Raw genomic sequence first — 22,047 nt, 5'->3', positions numbered from 1 at the left:
TTAGTCTAGTATATTTACAGTAAACGCAAATGTACTCTTTTTTATTTTATGGCGAAAAAAATTAATTTGTAATTTGCTGCCATTCGTATAGGCTATACCTATATCCAACTATATCTTTAGGCAGAAAACGGCGATTAAAATAATGAAACTCAAGCACATTTTTATTTGCCTTTTACTATTTTCTAAATATTCAGCAAATTTATTTGCACAGGGTAAACGTGAATATAAAGAAAGGTCGGTTTTGTCTTCCGGTTCCTGGTTTCAACTGGCTATCGGACAGCCGGGTATTTATAAACTTGATCTGTCTCTTCTTCAACGTATGGGCGTTGGAGGAACTCCTATTCCTATAAATCAGATTCATTTACATGGTTCCGGAGGGGCTATGATGGGAGAAGAAACGAGTGCTTCCTATACAGATGACCTCCCTGAGGTAGCTCTTTGGGCAGTTGATGATGGAGATGGCATCCTAAACGGAAACGACTATCTGTTGTTTTATGCCCCCGGGCCACATCGGTGGAAAGTTGATAACACCGGTAATTTTTATCATGAACAACATCTCTATTCCGATTCTTCCTATTATTATCTCAACATTGGAGGGGCAAATGGATTAAGAATCCGCTCGCAGGTTTCGCCCGGTCTTCCGGTCATCACTGAAACATCATTCGATTTTCATGCCTGGTATGAGCGTGATAGCATCAATTTTCTTAGTACCGGTAAGCAATGGTGGGGGCAGGAGTTTAGTAATGTAGTTGGGCTTTCAAGAAATTATAATTTCTCATTACCAGGTACGCCTGTTGAACCGGTGAGGCTGAAAATGAGGGTAGCAGGCAAAAGTATTGGTGGGTGTAACTTCAATGCGGCTGTTAATCAGGCTTCAGCAATTAATAATCTTTATCTGTTGCCGGTTACAGATAATGTGTTTGAAGGAGTAGCTTCTGCTTCCACCGGTGAAGGCAGTGCAAAGGTTAATAGCTCACAGATCAACGTTCAGGTTAGCCTGCAACCCGACAATATTAATGATAAAGGGTGGCTGGATTATTTAGAAGTACAGGTCCGTTGTCCGCTTACTATGCCTGATGGAATACTGGACTTCAGAAGCAGGGCTGTAGTAAACAAGACTTTGGTAAGGTTTGGGCTGAATAAGGCGCCGGATCAATTGCAGATCTGGGATGTAACAAACCCGATGGCGCCAGAAGAAATGCTGCTTTCAAGGAAAGTGGATTCAGTATTTTTTACCTCACCCGGCGATACTACAAGGGAATACCTGGCTTTCAGGATATCAGACGTAAGGCAACCTGCTTATAATGGTATTGTGCCCAATCAAAATCTCCATGGGCAGCATACGGTTGATATGCTGATTATTACTTATGGTCTGTTTAAAGCACAGGCCGAGCGACTGGCAGCATTTCACAGGGAAAAGGATCAATTAGCCGTAAATGTTGTTACAACTCAGGAGGTATATAACGAGTTTGGAAGTGGAACTCCTGATTTGGTGGCTATACGTAATTATGTAAAAATGTTTGCTGACCGGGGCAAGGCTCCTAAGTATCTATTGCTGTTTGGAGCTGCATCCTATGACTACAAAAATAGGGTTAAGAATAATACCAACCTGGTGCCATCCTGGCAAAGCTTCGCCAGTTTAGATGGCTTACGATCTTATGTGTCAGACGACTTTTTCGGGATTCTTGCGCCAGGTGGGGATATAAACAGAACAGATAAAGCCGATACACTGGAGACGGGAATTGGCCGTATCCCGGCTACTAACGCAAATGAAGCTACGATTGCTGTAAATAAGATTATCCGTTATTATGAGCCGGCAGCGCTGGGAAAGTGGCGGAACGATGTTATGATTATTGCAGATGATGAGGATAATAATTTGCATTTTAATGATGCAGAGAGGCTGGCAGAGGTTATAGCGGAAGCGGCACCGGTTTTTAATTTGAATAAGATTTATGTTGATGCATACCCACAGGTGATTAAATCCGGAATATCAACAGCTCCTGAAGTGAATAGTGCAATTAATAAAGGAATTAATCAGGGAGCATTAATTCTTAATTATACCGGGCATGGGAGTAGTATGAGGCTTGCTGCTGAAAGTATCATTGATGCGAATAGTCTTAGTTCCTGGCAGAATAAGAATAAACTTCCCCTATTCATTACAGCGACCTGCGATTTTGCACCCTTCGACGATCCGGGAATCACATCTCTGGGGCATAAAATTCTGTTTATGCCGGAGGGGGGAAGTATTGCTCTAATGACCACTACAAGGGCTGTAGTGGCTGCCTCTAACAGGATTATCAATGAAAACTACTTTAAAGCTGCTTTGATCAGGGAAGAGCAAGGTATGCCAACACTGGGAACGGCGGCCATGCTGGCGAAGAATCTTACTTACAGGCAGTCGAACGATTTTATCAATAATCGTAAGTTTCAATTACTGGGAGATCCGGCGCTTAGATTAGGATATCCAACGTTCAGGATAGTAACTGATTCGGTTAATGGATTGCCAGGTATTGATACCATTAAAGGGTTGGGTACTTATATAATAAAAGGGCATCTTGAGAAAATTGATGGAAGCAGGTATAAAGATTTTAACGGAAAGCTGTACACGACCGTTTATGATCAGCCATCCCGGGAGCAAACAAGGGGGAATGATGCAGGAAGTATTTCAGTACCCTGGCAGCAGCAAAAAAATATCTTGTTTCAGGGAACTCAAACTGTCGCAAACGGTGATTTTTCTTTTACCTTTGTGGCGCCCATCGATATACGGGCAGGAACCGGTAAGGGTAAGTTTAGTTACTATGCTACGAATGAGCAAATAGATGGAGCTGGATATACTAATAACTTTACAACTGGGGGAGTAGCTACTAACATTCCTGCGGATATAACCGGCCCCGTTATAAATGCCTGGTTAGATAGCCGAAGGTTCAAAAATAATGATATAGTAGGTCGGTCTCCATTGCTGATAATAGATCTTGCAGATTCCAGTGGTATAAATATAAGTGGGAATGATCCGGCGCATTTAGTTACGGCGCTTTTAGATGGAACTGAATATATTGTGTTAAATGATTATTTTGAAGCATATTTGGATAATTTTAGAAAGAACAGTATTTATTATCCTTTAAGCAGATTAGAGACAGGAACACATAATATTACTATTCAGGCATGGGACAATTATAATAATAAATCTACCACAACTATTGCGTTTACTGTATCAGAGGAGGGAATACTGGCTGTAGAGCAAGTAAGGAATTATCCAAACCCGGTTCAGGGAGCTACAAGATTTACTTTTATTCATAATCAGCAGGATGAGGAGCTGGATTTAACGTTGCAAATTTTTACAATAGAAGGAAGATTGGTAAAAACGATGCATGATACAATAATTTCTACCAATGGTCGTTATGATGGAATGCCCTGGGATGGTCGTAGTGATTCGGGAGCAAAGTTATCTTCTGGTTTGTATGTTTACAGGTTAGCAATCAAAACGAGTAAAGGAACGAAAGTTAAGGGAGGAAAACTGGTGTTGTTATAGCCTATGCAGGGAAATAATTTTTGCCATTATCCCAATAAACCCCTTTCTATTAAATTTTAATAAATTAGATTATTTTTACATTTTTATCAAATACTAAAATCTGCATGATCCGAAAGGTAATAATGGGCTTTGCGCTCGTTTATGGTACTTTCCTAAGTTTAAATACCTCAGCGCAAATACAAACGGGGCAGATAGATGGTCGTACTAATGTGGTGAATACTGCTGTGCCATTTTTGAGAATCACTCCTGATGCACGTAGTGGTGCAATGGGCGATGCAGGTGTGGCCATATCTCCAGACGCTTATTCTATTTACAACAATCTTTCTAAACTACCTTTTGCAGAGAAAAATGCAGGTCTTGCAGTTACCTATACCCCATGGTTAAAAGAACTGGTAAATGACGTTTTTCTCGCATCTCTCACTGGCTATACAAAGCTGGATGAAATGCAGGCTATTTCAGGATCTCTACGTTATTTTTCCCTTGGTACCATCAATTTTACAGATGTAACAGGAAGAGAAACAGGTGATTTCCGACCTAGGGAATTTGCATTTGATGCAGGTTACGCCCGTAAGTTAAGCGATCATTTTTCTGTAGGCCTTACTGGTCATTATATCTACTCAAATCTGGCTGGTGGTCAGACCAGAGATAATATTCAGATTAAACCAGCTAAAACCTTTGCAGTTGATGTATCAGGGTTTTATACCAAAGATTTTGAGAAAGATGATGGTTTAGTAAACCGCCTGAATATTGGGATGTCAATTTCTAACCTTGGTGCTAAAATTTCCTATACCAGTTCTGCACAGTACAAGGATTTTTTACCAACCAACCTGGCTATCGGTACTGCCTATACTGTATCGATTGACGAGAAAAATGATATCACCTTTGCATTGGATATCAATAAATTACTAGTTCCTACACCCGATTCTTCCGGTAATTATAAGTCAAAAGGTACTTTGGAAGGAATCTTCAGTTCTTTTGGAGATGCTCCGGGAGGCATGAAGGAAGAATTACAGGAGCTAATGTATTCTGTGGGTATGGAATATTGGTATAATAAGGCATTTGCTGTAAGAGCAGGTTACTTTAATGAAAATAAATTTAAAGGGAATAGGAAATACTTTACAGCTGGTATTGGTGTGAAATACGATATTTTCGGATTAAACTTCTCCTACCTGGTACCTTCAGGAACGGGTATTCAACGTAACCCGCTCTCAAATACCTTACGTTTTACACTGACTTTCGACCTGGGGCCCAGAGATGAAGAAAGCAGGACGGGGTGGTAAGGAGGTCATTTAATTCATTAAATAACAAAATTTTATGATAGAATCCCTCCGCTACCCGGAGGGATTTTTGTTTTTATTGCTTTATCTTGCAAGGTGGCAGGACTAATAAAACTTAAATTATGAGTAAGATTCGTATTGGCATGGGCATAGATTTTCACCAATTGGTTGAAGGACGCGAATTCTGGTTAGGAGGAGTGTTGGTACCTCACCATAAGGGAGCTTTGGGCCATAGTGATGCAGACGTACTTCTACATGCAATTTGTGATGCAATGTTAGGCGCGCTTTCGTTAGGAGATATTGGAATGCATTTTCCGGATACCGACGATACTTATAAGAATATAGACAGCAAAATTTTGTTGGCCAGATGTGCACAATTGATCGGTGAAAGAGGTTATCAGGTCGTAAATGTTGATAGCACCCTGCTTCTGCAGGCTCCTAAAATCAAGCCTTATGTGGCGACTATGCAGGAAGTAATTGCAAAAATATTACATATTGGAATTGATGATGTTTCTGTGAAAGCCACTACCACCGAAAAACTGGGCTTCATAGGCCGGGAAGAAGGGGTAACGGCTCATGCTGTAGTTTTATTGGAGCATCTTCCGGGGTAAATCAACGATCCATTCGTAATTCGTAATTATTTAAAATATCTTTGTCGAATGGCAGAAATAATTGTGAAAATCATTAACAAGTCTGGAAACGAATTGCCGGCTTATGCAACTGCAGATGCAGCAGGAATGGATTTACGTGCTCATTTGGAAACTGCAGTTACATTGCAGTCATTAGAACGTATGCTAATACCTACAGGATTATTTATGGAACTACCTGCCGGGTATGAAGCACAAGTTAGGCCGCGCAGTGGCCTCGCCATCAAACAAGGATTAACATTGTTGAATACGCCTGGTACTATCGATGCCGATTATAGAGGGGAAATCAAGATAATATTGATTAATTTATCTAACGAACCGCAGACCATCCAGCCTGGCGACCGTATTGCCCAAATGGTTATTGCCCCATTTGTTCAGGCAGTAATAGAACCGGTTACAGTACTCACGGATACCGTAAGAGGTACGGGAGGCTTTGGTCATACGGGCAAATCCTGATTAATGCGGATAACTTTAACCGTAATAGGGCTAACTGGAGTATTGTTGGTAGCTGCTTGCAGTGGAGGAAAACATGCCTCCCGCATTACTTCTGCCAGAAACGCTGCCGTACTTTCTCAACGGGCAGACAGCCTTTTCTTTGCCGCTCAACGTTCTAAAATGTTGGGTGACTATCATACTGCTGTTACTCAGTACAGCGACTATCTGCGGTTAAACAAACAAAATGCTACTCCATACTACGAAATGGCCAGATTACAGATGGAACTGCAGAATCCTGCCAGTTCCCTGAATTTTGCCCGCCAGGCCGTAGCCCTCGATTCTCAGAACCATTGGATGCTGGTGACTTTAGCAGATGCCTATGCTGTTAATGAAAAATATGATAGTGCTGCAATTGTCTTTAATAAATTAATTCAACAATATCCAGACAACGAAGACTATATCTATAACAAAGCTATTTTATTAGCTAAGGCAAATAAACCTGCATCGGCATTAGCAGTCTTAAATCAGTTGGAAGAGAAGGTTGGGGTAGTAGAAGAAATAGTTTATCAAAAACAAAGACTTTTACTGCGTCTTAGCCTCGTAGAGGATGCCGCCGCAGAAGTAAAGAAATTGATAGATAAGAATCCGGATGAAGTTAAATATTACATATTGCTGGCCGAAATTTATGACGCCAACGATATGGAAGCTGAGGCTACTAAAGTATATCAGCAGGCTTTAACCAAAGATCCTGATAACCCCAGAGCCTTAATCGCACTTTCTTCTTTCGCCAAAAAACATAATGATTCTAAAAGCTATTGGGCAAACCTCTCAAAAGCTTTCGCAAATCCTTATTATAGCATAGATGAAAAGGTGGCATTTGTTTATCCTTATTTACAAATGATGACCGTCGATTCAGGAAAGATCGATGAAGGATTAAAACTCACTGCGCTGATTATAAAGGCGCACCCAAAAGATGCTAAAGCTTATGCATTACGCGGGGATATGTTTTCACAGGCAGATCAACTCGATAGCGCAGAAGAAAGCTATAAAAAAGCTTTGCAGTTAGATGATTCCAGATTTTCTGTCTGGTATCAGCTCATGTGGATCTATTCCCGAAAGAATGATCCTGCTGCCTTGCTCACACTTAGTAATACTGTTACTAACAGATTCCCAAAAGAATTTATGGGCTACTACTTCAAAGGGGTAGCCAACTTCTTATTACAACAATATCCAAGTGCCATAGGGTCATTGAATACTGCATTGGATATTGGAAATGGTGAGAAGAGATTTATGGGTGATATTTATTCTCTTTTAGGAGATGCTTATCACGCAACCGGGCAACATCATCAATCAGATAGCAGCTACGAGTCGGCCCTTCGCCTTCGCCCGAAAGATGCCCTGATTATGAACAATTACAGCTACTATCTATCTCTCAGAGGCGAAAACCTCGACAGAGCTGAAGAAATGTCAAGAGAGTCGTTACAGCTGGAACCTGATAGCCCAACTTACATGGATACTTATGCATGGATATTATTCCGACAGGAAAAATTCAAGGAAGCAAAAGAATGGATCGAAAAAGCATTAGAATATCCGGACGCACAGAAAAATCCTAATGTTTTAGAACATTATGGAGATATCCTATATAATCTTAAAGAAGTGACAAAAGCAGTGGAATATTGGCAAAAGGCAAAAGATAAAGGAGCTTCTTCTAATGACCTGGCCCGTAAGATCGCTGAAAAAAGATATATTCAATAGGCTTTTAGCTATAAGAACATTGCTCGATGAAGGGAAAAATAACTACCACATTTTTAATATTAATTAATTTAACTGTCATGATGGCCTGCCGCCATCCGCGAAAGCTTGCCCGAAATACTTTTCCTGCAGCTGATACCGGAAAGGTTGCTCCCGTCAAAACAGAAGATAGCGCTGCTATTAAAGCATTACAGCTATTTACTTCGGAAATGTTGAAAGGTATTCATACCAATCATATCGATTTCAATACCTTCTCCGGAAGAATGAAACTGGCTTTTGAAACAGATAAGAAAAGCCATAATAATCTGAACGCTACCCTCCGTATCAAAAAAGATAGCATCATCTGGATTTCAGTTTCAGCGCCGATCGTTGACGAAGTAATCAGAGCTGTTATCACTCCCGATAGCCTTAAAATGTATAACAGATTGGATAAACAACTCTACCTCAGAAAAATGTCTGATGCTGAAGAATTGTTAAATATTCCATTCGATTTTAGTACACTCCAGGATATGTTAATTGGCAATCCTGTTTACCTGACAGATTCTATCTATCAGGTAATAAAAACACCTTCAGTTATTTCATTTAGTTGCGATCATAGCAAATTCACCAGCCTTTTCAATGTTTATGCTGATGATTATGTTTTGCAACAAAGTAAAGTGCTTGACAAGGATAGTACCGCTCCAATCAGACGCTCCTGCGAACTGACCTATGGCGATTACGCCAAAGTTGCCGGTCGTAAATTCTCTACTACCAGGAGAATTTATATAGAAGAGAAAAATGTTACGAAGGTATCATTAGACTTTACCCGCTACGACTTTGATATTCCTCTGACTTTCCCTTTCAGTATGCCATCTAGCTACAAAAGGATGTAATGCATTAACTTAGAAAGATTGTATCTTTATTTAATTAGTAGTTATTAAATTCAGTCATGTTGTATTTGAAGAAGCTTTTCCCATTCATGTTAATCATATGGTTGATGCCGACCGTATTGGTTGCTCAGTCTACTGGCCAACCCCAACAGTCGCGCGAAGACCTCGAACGAATGAAGAGAGAATTGCAACGCGAGATAGATGAAGCGAACGAGCAACTGAAAGAAACTAAGAAATCTACAAAAGAAAGCCTGGGCCAGTTACGGGCCCTGAGAGATAAAATCACTCTCCGTACCCGCTTGATCAATAATATCAACGGTGAAATCAACTTTATTAATGGCGACATTAATACTGCAACGAAAGATATTAAAACACTACAGAAAGACCTGGATACCCTTAAATCACAATATGCCCAACTCGTAGTTTATGCTTATAAATATCGTTCTTCCTACGATATGCTAAACTTCGTATTCTCTGCCGAAAGCTTTAATGATGCCGTTAAAAGGTTTCAATATTTAAAACAATACAGGGAATACCGCCGCAGACAGGCAGATAATATTGTAACTACTCAGGAACAACTCAATAAGAAAGTTCAGAGCCTCGAATCGCAGAAAGTAAAACGTGCAGATGCCTTAAAAACCGAACAGGAACAGCGCTCCACACTGGAACAGGATAAGAAGGAGAAAGACGAAGTACTGGATAAGCTAAAGGGAAGAGAAAAAGAATTAGTCGCAGATATTAATCAACGTAATAAAGATGCACAAAAAGTGCAGGCTGCAATCAGGGCTGTAATCCGTAAAGAAATTGAGGAAGCCCGCCGCAAGGCTGCCGAAGAGGATGCTGCCCGTAAAAAAGCCGCTGAAGAGAAAAAGAGAAGAGACGAAGAAGCCCGGAAAGCCGCTTTAGCCGCAGCAGAAAAAGAAAAAGCTGCAGCCGCTGCCAATAATAATTCTAATGCTACTCCAGCGCCGGTTACACCAACACCAACTCCGGCTCCTCCTAAACCAGCTCCGGCCCCTGAGCCAGAGAAAACGGTTACCAGAACTGAAAACGTATTGGAAGCTACGCCGGAAGCCCTGGCGCTTTCTGAAAGCTTTGAGGCCAACAGAGGCAAACTACCATGGCCAGTTGATGCCGGAAATATTATCGAACATTTTGGTATTCACCAACACGCCGTAATGGAGCATATTACTGTACCTTCCGACGGTATCGTTATCGCTACCAATAAAGGTGGTAATGTTAAATCCATTTTCGATGGTGAAGTAAAATCTGTTGTGGTAATGCCAGGTTCGGGATATGTAATTATTATTCGTCACGGACAATACTTTACTACCTATGTACGTTTGCAAACTACCCGGGTGAAGAAAGGTGATATGGTGAAAACAGGTCAGGTAATTGGTACTGCCAGCACCAATGATATTGAAAATACCGGAGAAGTTGAATTGCAAATATGGAAAGGTGTTAACAAACAGGATCCTGAACAATGGATTCGTAGAAGATAAGTTATAGCTTTCCAGAGTACTTACTAACCAAATGCATTTTTTTTGAGAAAGTTGATCCCTCTTTTGATGGCTCTATGGCTATTGCCTACGCTGTTATTTGCCCAGCGGGGCAACAAACAGTCGCGCACCGCACTAGAGAAACAAAAAGAACAATTACTTAAGGAGATAGCTGAAGCCAATAAAGCACTACAGTTAAACAGAAAGTCTGCTAAACAGAATCTGGTTTTACAACGTGGATTAGAACAAAAGATCTCTACCCGTAATAACCAGATCGCCGGTATTAATCTGGAGCTCAAAGCCATTGAAGGCGATATTTCCTCTACTAACAATAACGTACGTACGCTGGAACTGGAGGTCGACTCCCTTCGCGCCAGGTATGCCGAATTATTGGTATACGCCTATAAATCAAGAGATAGTTACGATGTGCTGAATTTCCTGTTTTCAGCAAATAGTTTCAATGATGCACTTCGTAGGTATGAATACTTGCGTCAATACAGGGAAAATAGGAAAAGACAGGCAGAAAGCCTTCTCTCTACCCGTACATTATTAAGCCAGAAGCTCGCAGATCTTCAGGTGCAAAAAGCCGAAAAATCCGGGGCTCTGAAAACAGAACAGCAACAGAGAAATGTATTGATCGCAGATAAGAAAGAAACTGATCAGACGATCGCACAGCTGAAAGACCAGGAAAAAGATCTGCAACAACAAATAGAAACCAGTAGGGCGGCTGCCAGACAGGTAGATAAAGCAATTCAGGAAGCTATCAGAAGAGAGATAGCAGAAGCGCAGAGAAAGGCCGCTGCTGCTGCTTTAGCTAAGAGAAAAGCGGAGGCGGAAAAAAAGCGTAAAGCTGCAGAAGCAAAACGGAAAGCTGAAATAGCAGCTGCAAAGAAGAATCATAAACCTGTAAAACCTGTTCCCGAGCCTAAGGAGGAAAAAGACGAAGAAGAAGATAATACTACTGCTCCAGTAAAAGTATCAAGTGAAGAAGCACTGGTGGCCACTCCGGAAGCCTTATCCCTGGCTCGTGATTTTGAAGCTAATAAAGGAAGGTTACCATGGCCTGTAGATGCCGGCCGTATTACCGGGCATTTTGGTGCCGGTAAAATCGGAAAGGTAGATGTAGATAATAACGGAATTATTATTACTACTGCAAAAGGGGCTCCGGTGAAAGCTATTTTTGATGGAGAGGTAATTATGGTATTTCAGGTACCAGGCGCAGGATATATGGTTACCCTACGCCATGGTAAATATTTTACAAACTATGTAAGACTGGTAAATGTGCGCGTAAACAAGGGTAATGTTGTGAAACGCGGGCATGTACTTGGTTCTGCGGCTCCTTCTTCCGCAAGTGCAAACGGAGAAATAGAACTACAGGTTTACAAAAACATGGCTAAGCAAAATCCTGAAAGATGGTTGCGTAGCCGTTAGAGCAACTGTACCTGGTTTTGCAATACTTCTTCGTATAATGCTTCATACTTAGGAATGATATTGTCGATATGGAAGCGTTGCGCTTGTTCCCAGGCTCCTTGTCTTACTTTTTCCAGTAAGGCTTCATCTTTAAGCAATTTAAGAGCATTAGCTGCCATGTTTTCAACATCACCAACATTGCTCATGTAGCCCGTCTGACCAGGAATATTAATTTCCGGTAATCCACCTGCATTGGAGGAAATAACCGGCACTCTTGCTGCCATTGCTTCCAATGCTGCCAAACCAAAGCTCTCATAATCTGAAGGCAGAATAAACAGATCACTGATCGACATAACATCTTCCAGTTGTTCTTGTTTACCTACAAATCTTACATCTTCACAAATTCCTAATTCTCTGCATAGGCACTCGATAGAAGGCCTGTCGGGTCCGTCACCCACCAGCAAGAGTTTAGCAGGAATTTCCTTACGTACCAATGCAAATACTTTAACTACATCAGGTACTCTTTTTACTTTACGGAAGTTGGAAACGTGCAACAGAATTTTTTCTCCATTAGGAGCTATAGCCTGTCTGAAATGCGGAAGATCACGACGAGAGAAACGTTGAGTATCCACGAAGTTGTAGATCACAGAAATATCTTTCTCAATAGGGAAAGACTTATAAGTTTCATCACGCAGGTTCTCTGATACAGCAGTAATTGCATCCGATTCATTTATCGAAAAAGTAACTACTGGTTCATACGTTTTATCTTTTCCAACTAAGGTAATATCAGTACCGTGCAATGTAGTAATGAAAGGCACAGTTCTTCCGTGCTTCTTTACAATTTGCTTTGCCATGTATGCGGTAGAGGCATGTGGAATGGCATAATGTACGTGTAGCAGATCCAGCTTTTGATTAATGATAACATCCACCATCGTACTACTTAAAGCCGATTCATAAGGCGGGAAATCGAATAATGGATATGTTGGAACCTGAACTTCGTGATAATATATATTAGCGTGAAACGCGTTTAGCCTTACAGGCTGTTGATAAGTAATAAAGTGGACCATATGGCCTTTGTCTGCCAACGCTTTACCAAGCTCTGTGGCCAATACCCCACTTCCACCATAAGTAGGGTAACATACTATTCCTATGCGCATGTTTATTTTTTTTGCATTCTGCAAAGGTACTAAAAAGCAAATGGCATAGTATCAATCCGCCGGGCATGATTCGTCATCGATATGTTAATTTTATATCATATTGATGATCTTAATTATTGAAAAACAAGAGATTTTAAAGAGAAGATTGCTTTTTTTCAAACAGTGATAGGCTTTTTTTAATTAGTTTTAATGATTAATTAACCTGTGTCAGCTTTCCATATGAAGAAATACTTAGCAGTTTTATGCTCCTGGGCCTTGCCATTGGTGGCATCAGCTCAGCATAACGACTCACTAACCATTAAAAAAATAGCCGACGAAGTTTTAACCCACAGTACGGCTTACGAAAATTTACGAGTACTAACCAAGCAAATCGGCGGCAGATTAGCGGGTTCACCACAGATGGTGAAAGCCGAACAATGGGGCGTTGCAGCCCTGAAAGCGGCTGGTGCAGATACCGTATATCTGCAGGAGTGCATGGTACCTCATTGGGTAAGAGGTGAAAGGGAAGAAGCCCGTATTATTTCTAAACGCCGCGATTTTATCCCACCGCTCAACATTCTTGCATTAGGCAATTCTGTAGGAACCGGGGCCGATGGCGTTACTGCTCCTGTCATCGAAGTTGCATCATTCGACGACTTAGAAGCGAAGAAAGACCAGATCAAAGGGAAAATAGTTTTCTATAACTATCACTTCAATCCAACATTCGTTAAAACTTTCCATGCCTATGGCGATGCTGTGAAGTATCGTGGACAAGGAGCCAGCCGTGCTGCCAAATATGGTGCTGTTGCCGTAATTGTTCGTTCAATGTCGCATGGCCAGAATAATTTTCCACACACCGGATCACTGCATTACGACAGCGCTTTACCGCAGATTCCGGCAGTTGCTATCGGACTTGAAGATGCTGATATGCTAAGCCAGCGTTTGAAGGATGATGCTACAGCCAACATCTTTTTAAAGACTAATTGCCAGATGCTTCAGGATACTATCGGGCATAATGTGGTGGCTGAACTTAGGGGAAGTGATCGTGCCAATGAGTTCATTACAGTTGGAGGCCACCTCGACTCCTGGGATATTTGTGAAGGGGCTCAAGACGATGGTGCGGGTTGTGTACAATCTATAGAGGTATTAAGAGCTTATAAAGCAGTAGGTATAAAACCATCAAGAACTATCAGGATAGTTCTTTTTGCTAACGAAGAAAACGGTGCCCGCGGCGGAAGCAAATATGCAGAACTGGCGAAGGAACGCAATGAGAAGCATATCATGGCACTTGAAAGTGATGCTGGCGGCTATACTCCGCGTGGTATTGCTTCAACAATGGATGCAGATAAGAGAGCAAAAATACTAACATGGCGCTCATTACTGGAACCGTATGGAATTTATGATTTAACAGAAGACGGAGGGGGCACCGACGTTGGCCCAATTCATAGAGCCCTTGGAGTACCAATGGCTGAACTAATTCCCGACTCTCAGCGTTATTTTGACGTTCACCATGCTGCAAATGATGTATTTGAAGGGGTGAATAAACGCGAATTGGAATTAGGAGCTGTTGGAATGGCAGGATTCATTTATCTTGTAGATAAATATTTCTAATCTTATAGCTAATTATTATCTCTATGGGCCGATTTCTATTTATTGTAATTGCTTTAGTTGTATTGATCCTGGGAGGAGTTTTCTTTTACAAATTCTACTTCGTGTTTGGCCGGGGAGTGAAGGCTGGGGAGTTAAATTACTTCGTTCAGAAAGGTTATGTTTTTAAAACTTATGAAGGACGATTGATACAGTCGGGATACCGGGGTAAAGTAGCCGGAACTATACAGTCGAACGAATTTCAGTTTTCAGTAACCAGCGAGAGAATAGCCCAGCAGCTAATGACAGCAAGTGGTAAAACCGTTGAGCTGCATTATAAAGAATATCTCGGTTCCTTACCCTGGAGAGGATATAGCTCATTTATTGTAGATAGTATAATTTCAATCAGAGATAGTAATATGGGAGGTGGACAAATACCTTAGTCTCATGTTCTTCCAGTATATGGAAGGTAGGCAGAAACCTTAGTCTTATATTCTTCCTGCATATAACAGAAAAATCGCCGGTCTTTTATGAAGGTCCGGCGATTGTTTTTTCCAATCACGGACCGACATTGTTTTAATGAATTCAGTAGGAGCGGTTATATCCACAGCTATGCAAAGCTGAGTATGTTCCTTACAGGTATCCAGTAGATCTTTTAACAGCTGATTATTTCTGTACGGTGTTTCTATAAAGAGTTGGGTCTGGCTTTTTCTTTCTGATTCGAGTTCCAGCTCTTTAAGCATCTTAGTTCTTTCCGGAGGTTTAATTGGCAGATAACCAACAAACTGAAAGTTTTGTCCGTTCATGCCGGAAGCCATCAGGGCAAGTAAAATAGAACTTGGGCCAACCATTGGAATCACGGGTGCATTAATGCTATGTGCAGCTCTTACAACCAGGTGGCCAGGATCGGCAATTGCAGGAACCCCGGCTTCACTGATGATACCAATATCTTTTCCTTCGAGCAATAGTTTTTTAGCCAGTGCCAGATCCGGTGCCTGATTTTCATTCATAGGCACAAGGGTCAGATTATCTATATTGATATTTCGATCCAACGCTTTCAGGTAGCGGCGTGCTGTACGTTCATTTTCAACATAAAAAACACTTAACTGCTGTACCAGCGCAGTTACATAGGCAGGAATGGTGAAAAGAGTGTCAGGACTCAGTACAGTAGGAATGAGATAAACTCTCCCAATAGTATTGCTCATTATTTCAGTCTTTTATGTTGTAAGTCGATAGTGGCTGCAATTACTGCGTAAGAAGGAGCCAACATCCATCCGATTACAGGAATCAACATGAAAACATAAAATACCATGCCATTGCCCAGGGCCATGCCACGGTGTTGCCTGATAAAGTTAATACTTTGAGACATATTAAGACGATGCCGTTCACAACTATAATCCATCATTGAGAAGCCAAAGAAATAGGCTTCAATGAAAAATCCGATCATAGGAGTAAGCCAGCCTACTACAGGAATAAAAGAAACTAAGAGAAGAATCAGGATAGCACCGGTCTGATATACAATATTACGGCACGACATTTTGATGCCTCTTAGAATATCCTGGCCTAATTGAGTCCAGCTAAAGGGAAAATCTTTATGATCCAGAATTGCTTCGGTTTTTTCTGAGAGATAAGAAAATACCGGGGAAGCAACAATAAGAAAGAGATATTTAAAATAAGAGAAGTACCAGTAAACGAAGATTACCTGAACGGAAAACCCTACAAGTATGAATAGGAAGCTTACCCAGCTACTTTCAAGATCCTGCACCCAATCAGTGATGTGCAGCAATTTTGTAACGTAATTGACAAAATCACCTGAATATCCCCATACGAAATATACACCTAGTACGAATAGAATACAGTAAATGATACCTGGAATCAGTATCCACTTCCATAATTTGTTCTGCGTAATAAAACGGTGTGCTTTCCCATATGCCTGGACTGCCGACAGAACTTCTCTGAATGAAAACAACGCCTCTAAAATTTTATAGTAACGGAATTAGTTAATGTTCACGGTTAAGAGAATGCAAACTAAGGAAAGTATTATTAAATAAGAATACAGATTATGGATTTATCGGCATTTTTTCCAATAAAATCCATAATCTACAGGATTAAAATCTTGGGCACAAGGTTTTATACTTATTATTTTCGTTTCTCGAGTGAATATAGATTATCGATAATTCAACACCCCCACGATAATTAGAAGCTGGTTTTAAAGTAGATACGTTGGTGTCGTATGTCAACCCAATCTGAAATCCTTTAATTTCCATTCCTACGTATGGGATTACAGCATCTTTCAATCTGTACCAGCTACCCAGGTAAAAAGTGGTAGGTTTATCATCCATGTCATTCAACATAAATCCATACGCCCCACCGAAAGTAAACTCACTGGCAGTACTTTGTTTCATGTATAAAACACTACCATGGAAGCGATCGCCGCGGTCGTTAACCGGAACAGAACCCCCACCATGTATAGTCCAGCGATAGCTTAAACGATTCTGGGTAAGGTTCATGAAAGATTCGGTAGGTTGAGTGATATGATAATAGGAGGCACCCAGGTAAATATTGGAAGATTCACCAATTAAGCCATTATAGAGGATACCCACATTAGGATCGAAATAGGTGATTTTAGGATTTACCAGTATTTCATTACTGGGGATAGACGGATTATATCCGTTGTTATCTATCTGATTTTCAAATTGAAGTTTAGTATTATCGACCCTTTTTTGTACCAATGTTCCTTGTAATCCAATAGCCAGGGTATGATTACCTTCGGGATCAAGCCCCTTGTGATAAGCAGTACTCATCGAGAGATAAGTAGATGTAAGGGCGCCACCACCTGATCTGTCGTACATCGCCATTAATCCTACCCCCCAGATATCGGTGTAAGAAATAACATCCTTAAGAATTCCAAAATCTACAGCTGCAGTTCCGGTAACGAAAGGAGAGGAAATGCTACGCCATTGAGATCTATAGTTACCAGATAAACGATAATCTCCGGAAAATAGGCCTGTAAATGCCGGGTTAAGGGTAAGCGGAGAGGCAAAAAATTGTGAGAAATGCGGGTCCTGTGCCCGCAACGGATTAAAATAAAGTAATATGGTCAGGAATAGTAAAGCTCTTTTCATACGTAATAAAGGCTTAAATAGCATAGGATATGCAATACTTGTGAAGGTACGCTTTTAAAGTCATATCTCAAATTAAATTCATGTATTAATACGGGTATACATGAAAAAATAATAGCAATTCCATATCAAAAGATACGAAACTGCTATTCGAAAAACGTCAATTTTAGATTATTGTTGTAATTTATTTCCAAAAGCTAAATCACCGGCATCGCCCAGGCCGGGAACTATATACCCTTTAGCAGTTAATTCATCGTCGATATCTCCTGCCCAGATAGTGATAGGGGCAGTAATATTTCTTAAAACATATTCAATTCCAACAGTACAAGCTATTGCTACCACCAGGTGAATATGACTTGGTTTGCCTATTTCCGCCAGATGCTCGATGGTTTTTACCAGGGAAGCACCGGTTGCCAGCATTGGGTCTGAAACGATAAGTACCTGACCTTCAATAGAAGGGGTGCTAACATATTCCAGGCTAATATCGAAAGAGCCATCATGATTATGTTTTCGATAGGCAGAAATAAATGCATGATCAGACTTATCAAAATAATGCAGAACACCTTGGTGCAACGCCAATCCGGCACGCAGAATAGTTGCCAGAACTGGCTGTGATTTCAATACTCTGCAAGTAGCTATCCCCATAGGAGTAGTTACCTCTTTTTCCTCATACTCAAGTGTTTTGCTGATCTCATATGCAGCCACCTCTCCAAGGCGCTCCATATTCCGACGAAAGCGCATGCGATCCTGCTGCACATCCCGACTTCTAATTTCACTTAACCATTCTCCAACCAATGAATTGGTTTCACTAAGATTAATAATCATGGGCCATTTGCTTTGAGGCCGCAAAATACCGAAAAAATTGAGGAAATAGGTAGGAATAATAGGGTAGTAGCTTAGGACTTAATAATTTACCTTTGCCCAAATTTTTAGCAGATGGTATATAATGTGATTGGCACTATGTCGGGTAGTTCGCTTGATGGCTTGGATATAGTTTTTGCAACGCTTACCGAAATAAGAGGACAATGGACTTTTGAAATAAAAGAAGCCGAAAGCATTCCTTATGAACAGTCGTGGTCCGACCGCCTTGCAGATGCCGTAAACCTTCCGGCCAGAGAATATTTACTCCTGCATACCGCATACGGACATTATACCGGCCAACAAATTATGAGCTTTATTGAGCGGCATCAACTAGATCATAAAGTTCATTTTATTGCTTCTCATGGGCATACCTCCTTCCATATTCCTTCCCAAAAAATGACTGCACAGTTAGGAGATGGAGCTGCAATTACCGCAGTAACCGGCCTACCGGTTATTACAGACCTGCGTGCTGTAGATGTGGCATTAGGTGGACAAGGAGCTCCATTGGTTCCTATCGGAGAAAAATTCTTATTACCTGGTTATCAATACTATCTGAATTTGGGTGGTATCGCTAATATTTCTGCAGCAGCAGACGAGTATGTTGCATTTGATGTATGTCCTGCAAACCGGGTGCTTGATAATCTGGCCAGCGCATTAAACCGGTCTTTCGATGATGGCGGAGCCTTGGCCGCTGGTGGAACAATAGATAATGAGTTGCTGGCAGAATTAAATGCCCTTCCTTATTATGCCCAAAACTGGCCAAAATCATTGGCCAACGATTTTGGAACTGATACTATACTCCCGTTGATCAATAGTCGCAAAGTTTCCGTTCAGGGGAAGCTGAGGACTTATACAGAGCATATTGCACAACAAATTTTTAATGCAGTTACTAAGTTAAAGGCGGAGTCTGCCGATGCCACAAAGATGTTGGTAACTGGCGGAGGAGCTTTCAATACATTTCTGATTCAGCGGCTTGGCGACTTACTCGCACCTTTAAACGTAGAGGTAGAAGTGCCTGATGCCCAGATAGTGAAATTCAAAGAAGCATTGATTATGGCTTTTATTGGAACATTACGTTGGAGACAGGAAGAAAATGTTATGAGCTCAGTTACAGGAGCAAGTGAGAATTCTGTTAACGGAGCGTTGTGGATAAGCCGTTAAATAACTGAAGTTACTGTGATCAATTCGATCACAGTAACTGAAATTTATCTCCATCGAACAACCCGAGATCACTAAGTTTCAGGTGAGGAATTACCAGTAAAGCCATAAACGATAAGGTCATGAATGGCGCCCCCAGTTTAGACCCCAGCGCTTTAGCCGCATGATCAAGATTGCTGTATTGTTGTGCTACTGTATAACCATCCAGGTTACTCATCAGTCCAGCTACCGGTAATGGTAATACCTGAGTAGTGAGGGGAGTAACAACACTTACTCCACCTTGCTCTTTTATTACTGCATTTACTGCGGCGGCAATATTCTCGTCAGTGGTGCCTACAGCAATAATATTATGACTGTCGTGTGCCACGGAAGATGCGATAGCGCCTTCTTTCAGCCCAAATCCTTTAATGAATGCAACGGCTACAGGAGCTGGATTGTATCGGTTTACCACTACCAGTTTCAAAATATCATTATCCGGGTCGTTCTGAATAATCCCATCAGTTACCGGTACAGTGGCACTAATAGCATTAGTGATTAATTCTCCGTCAATTGCTTCAATCACCTTAATTGTAGCTAAGGTATCCTTACTTTTTTCGGCATGTACTACAAAATCTTCAGCTACTACCTCTTCGGCAGTGAAGTTATTGACAGGAGCCACATCAACAGATTGAATGAGAGAGTTCCCATTTTCGGCTACTTTAACACCATCGATGTAGGTAGCCAGTACATTGAATTGCCTGAGATCATCCACAACAATAAAATCAGCAGCATCATTGATGTTCAGCAAGCCATTCGACAGTTTATAGTGCAGAACGGGGTTGATGCATGCAGCTTTTAGTGCATGAAATACATCGATACCTTTAGCAACCGCACGTCTTACAAGCACATTTATATGGCCTTCCACCAGGCTGTCGGGATGTTTGTCGTCACTGCAAAACATTACTTTATCTGCATAGTCGTTCAGGAGCGGGTATAGTGCCTCGAAATTTCTGGCGGCGCTACCTTCTCTGATGAGGATATGCATATTGTAGTTTATTTTTTCAAGAGCTTCATCGAGTGTGAAACATTCGTGATCGGTGCTAATACCCGCATCAGCATAAGCTTTGGCGGCAGGGCCTCTGAGGCCGGGAGCGTGGCCATCAACTGGTTTGCCGGCAGCTTTGGCGGCCTCAATTTTCGCTATGACTTCGGGATCGTGATTTAATACACCCGGAAAATTCATCATTTCTGACAGGTAGCCGATTTCAGGGCGTTGCAATAGTTGTGCAACTTCTGCAGCATTGATAGTTGCACCAGCAGTTTCAAAGGTGGTGGCCGGAACGCAGGAAGGAGCACCGAAGCAGAAGCGGAAAGGAACCTGTTTCCCATTCTTCAACATAAAGTCAACCCCTTTCACGCCCATTACATTAGCAATTTCATGAGGGTCGCTAACTGTAGCAATTGTACCATGAACTACTGCCAGCCTGGCGAATTCGGAAGGAATAAGCATAGAGCTTTCTACATGCACATGAGCATCAGTAAAGCCCGGGAGGATGTAGTGATTGTATTGCTGAGCATCACGGGTTATCTGGGAGATCTTACCATCTGTTACCTGAATAGTAGCAGGGTAAATAGTTTTGGCAAGAATATCTACCAGGTTGCCTGAAATGTTAAAAGTCTTCATGCTGTAAAGCTACTGAATCCTGAATATCTGGCCTATTGGTACAGCATAGTCATGGCTTTGGCTTCCTCGGCTACTTTATCTGCCAGGTGTTGCGGAGCCAGAATTTTAACCTGGGCGCCATAGCTGAGCAGTGTCATTATGAGTTCAGGGTTGATAACTACGTTGAGGGATATCTGGCATTCATCAGCGTTGTCGGCAATAATTTCCTGAGAAGAGTGAATCGGTTGTGATTTGATGTATTTCCCTTGTCGTGGTGCAAAGCTGAGCATTACATTTTCGGGATCGGCATCATGCACGGTGATTCCGATGGCATGTTTGAAATAGCTGGCATCGTCGAAGTTCTGTTCATCGAAATGTTTCATGGTTGGCCATAGTTTTACTACCCTATCGAGGGCGAAAGTTACTACGGCGTTACGGGTTTGACTTTTACCGATCAGGTAGAAGCGGTGTTGATATTCCCGCAGGTGATAGGGTTCTACCCAGTGTTCTTTGGGTTGGTCTCTATCGAAGCTTTGATAGGCTATTCTGATGATTTCCAGGTTTTTGATGGCGTCAACGATTTCCGGAATGAATTCGGCTCCTTTGTATTGGGAGCTACGGGTGAATTTTATCAGGCCTTTATGTTGTTGCGCTTCCCTGTTCATTTTGAGGCTGGCAGCAATTTTTAGGATTGCGTCTTCAAATTGTCTGATTACCGGGAGGCTACGGAATTGTTCGAGTATGCCGATAGCGATTTCAAGTCCTTGCAGATCAGCTTCTTCAATAGGGGAGTTGCTGATAGAGAAGCTATCATCTGAATATTTGTAAGTGCCGCTGCTACGGTCATATACGATGGGGGCCATAAAGTTTAGTTCAGGATCATGTCTCATATCCTGAATATCTTTCTGGATTGTGCGTACAGATACATCAACACCCATTTTTTCGGAAACGTATTCGATCAGGTTCTCAAGGGTGGGTTTAGGTTTCTGCTTACTACGCAGGCGTTCATCGATCCAGCGGTAGCGGGAGACTGCGTCTTTATTCTTTGGCAAAAGTTAAAATTTTAGTTATAAAAATACATATTTCCCGATTTTGAAAGGCTGAATTAAAAAATTTAAATCAA

General features: G+C 41.4%; 18 protein-coding genes. 11 read left to right on the top strand and 7 right to left on the bottom strand.

The features are described 5' to 3' along the window. Positions 1-142 precede the first annotated feature (142 nt). The 8 genes from porU (at position 143) to DVR12_RS08165 (ending at position 11,439) form a co-directional block, all read left to right on the top strand. Complete coding sequence (gene porU, locus DVR12_RS08200; protein WP_116975188.1) at positions 143-3,529, top strand: type IX secretion system sortase PorU; 3,387 nt, start codon at positions 143-145, stop codon at positions 3,527-3,529. A gap of 104 nt (positions 3,530-3,633) precedes the next feature. Then, on the top strand, positions 3,634-4,809 hold the full coding sequence (gene porV / locus DVR12_RS08195) for a type IX secretion system outer membrane channel protein PorV (RefSeq protein ID WP_116975187.1): 1,176 nt from the start codon (positions 3,634-3,636) through the stop codon (positions 4,807-4,809). 119 nt (positions 4,810-4,928) lie between these two features. Further along, positions 4,929-5,417, top strand: coding sequence for a 2-C-methyl-D-erythritol 2,4-cyclodiphosphate synthase (gene ispF / locus DVR12_RS08190; RefSeq protein WP_116975186.1), 489 nt, complete (start codon positions 4,929-4,931; stop codon positions 5,415-5,417). A 48-nt stretch (positions 5,418-5,465) separates the two neighbouring features. Continuing rightward, on the top strand, positions 5,466-5,909 hold the full coding sequence (gene dut / locus DVR12_RS08185; protein WP_116975185.1) for a dUTP diphosphatase: 444 nt from the start codon (positions 5,466-5,468) through the stop codon (positions 5,907-5,909). A gap of 3 nt (positions 5,910-5,912) precedes the next feature. Next, positions 5,913-7,643, top strand: coding sequence for a tetratricopeptide repeat protein (locus DVR12_RS08180; protein WP_116975184.1), 1,731 nt, complete (start codon positions 5,913-5,915; stop codon positions 7,641-7,643). A gap of 77 nt (positions 7,644-7,720) precedes the next feature. Continuing rightward, complete coding sequence (locus DVR12_RS08175) at positions 7,721-8,512, top strand: DUF4292 domain-containing protein (protein WP_158563235.1); 792 nt, start codon at positions 7,721-7,723, stop codon at positions 8,510-8,512. A 104-nt stretch (positions 8,513-8,616) separates the two neighbouring features. After that, on the top strand, positions 8,617-10,011 hold the full coding sequence (locus tag DVR12_RS08170; protein WP_158563234.1) for a murein hydrolase activator EnvC family protein: 1,395 nt from the start codon (positions 8,617-8,619) through the stop codon (positions 10,009-10,011). Positions 10,012-10,053: 42 nt separating this feature from the next. Next, positions 10,054-11,439, top strand: a complete 1,386-nt coding sequence (locus DVR12_RS08165; RefSeq protein WP_147323430.1) for a murein hydrolase activator EnvC family protein — start codon at positions 10,054-10,056, stop codon at positions 11,437-11,439. Here DVR12_RS08165 and bshA read toward each other — a convergent pair. Next, on the bottom strand, positions 11,436-12,575 hold the full coding sequence (bshA, locus tag DVR12_RS08160; protein WP_116975180.1) for an N-acetyl-alpha-D-glucosaminyl L-malate synthase BshA: 1,140 nt from the start codon (positions 12,573-12,575) through the stop codon (positions 11,436-11,438). The two genes, DVR12_RS08165 and bshA, sit on opposite strands and share 4 nt — an antisense overlap. A 219-nt stretch (positions 12,576-12,794) precedes the next feature. Between bshA and DVR12_RS08155 the strand changes: the two genes are divergently transcribed. Next, positions 12,795-14,165 (top strand): M20/M25/M40 family metallo-hydrolase, encoded by a 1,371-nt coding sequence (locus DVR12_RS08155; RefSeq protein WP_116975179.1) that lies wholly within the window; start codon positions 12,795-12,797, stop codon positions 14,163-14,165. A 23-nt stretch (positions 14,166-14,188) separates the two neighbouring features. After that, positions 14,189-14,584, top strand: coding sequence for a hypothetical protein (locus DVR12_RS08150; RefSeq protein WP_116975178.1), 396 nt, complete (start codon positions 14,189-14,191; stop codon positions 14,582-14,584). A 45-nt stretch (positions 14,585-14,629) separates the two neighbouring features. Here the strand turns inward: DVR12_RS08150 and DVR12_RS08145 are convergent, their stop codons facing one another. The 4 genes from DVR12_RS08145 to upp form a co-directional block, all read right to left on the bottom strand. Then, positions 14,630-15,346 carry an SAM-dependent methyltransferase gene (locus DVR12_RS08145; protein ID WP_116975177.1) on the bottom strand — a complete coding sequence of 239 codons (717 nt, stop codon included), beginning with the start codon at positions 15,344-15,346 and terminating at the stop codon, positions 14,630-14,632. Next, entirely contained in the window at positions 15,346-16,110 is a 765-nt protein-coding gene (locus tag DVR12_RS08140) for an EI24 domain-containing protein (RefSeq protein WP_116975176.1), read from the bottom strand. The genes DVR12_RS08145 and DVR12_RS08140 overlap by 1 nt, the downstream gene beginning before the upstream one ends. Before the next feature lie 139 nt (positions 16,111-16,249). After that, complete coding sequence (locus tag DVR12_RS08135; protein WP_116975409.1) at positions 16,250-17,266, bottom strand: PorP/SprF family type IX secretion system membrane protein; 1,017 nt, start codon at positions 17,264-17,266, stop codon at positions 16,250-16,252. A gap of 168 nt (positions 17,267-17,434) precedes the next feature. Beyond that, on the bottom strand, positions 17,435-18,088 hold the full coding sequence (upp, locus tag DVR12_RS08130) for a uracil phosphoribosyltransferase (RefSeq protein WP_116975175.1): 654 nt from the start codon (positions 18,086-18,088) through the stop codon (positions 17,435-17,437). Positions 18,089-18,199: 111 nt separating this feature from the next. Between upp and DVR12_RS08125 the strand changes: the two genes are divergently transcribed. Next, complete coding sequence (locus DVR12_RS08125) at positions 18,200-19,285, top strand: anhydro-N-acetylmuramic acid kinase (RefSeq protein ID WP_116975174.1); 1,086 nt, start codon at positions 18,200-18,202, stop codon at positions 19,283-19,285. 28 nt (positions 19,286-19,313) lie between these two features. Here DVR12_RS08125 and ade read toward each other — a convergent pair whose 3' ends face one another. Both ade and DVR12_RS08115 read right to left on the bottom strand, forming a co-directional pair. Beyond that, positions 19,314-20,945: an adenine deaminase gene (gene ade / locus DVR12_RS08120; protein ID WP_116975173.1), complete on the bottom strand. Its 1,632-nt coding sequence runs from the start codon at positions 20,943-20,945 to the stop codon at positions 19,314-19,316. Positions 20,946-20,977: 32 nt separating this feature from the next. Further along, entirely contained in the window at positions 20,978-21,976 is a 999-nt protein-coding gene (locus tag DVR12_RS08115) for a helix-turn-helix transcriptional regulator (RefSeq protein ID WP_116975172.1), read from the bottom strand. Between the last annotated feature and the right edge of the window lie 71 nt (positions 21,977-22,047).

The sequence above is a fragment of the Chitinophaga silvatica genome (assembly GCF_003419895.1).
In the GTDB taxonomy this organism is placed as follows: domain Bacteria; phylum Bacteroidota; class Bacteroidia; order Chitinophagales; family Chitinophagaceae; genus Chitinophaga; species Chitinophaga silvatica.
This window is presented reverse-complemented; position numbering and strand designations above follow the sequence as displayed.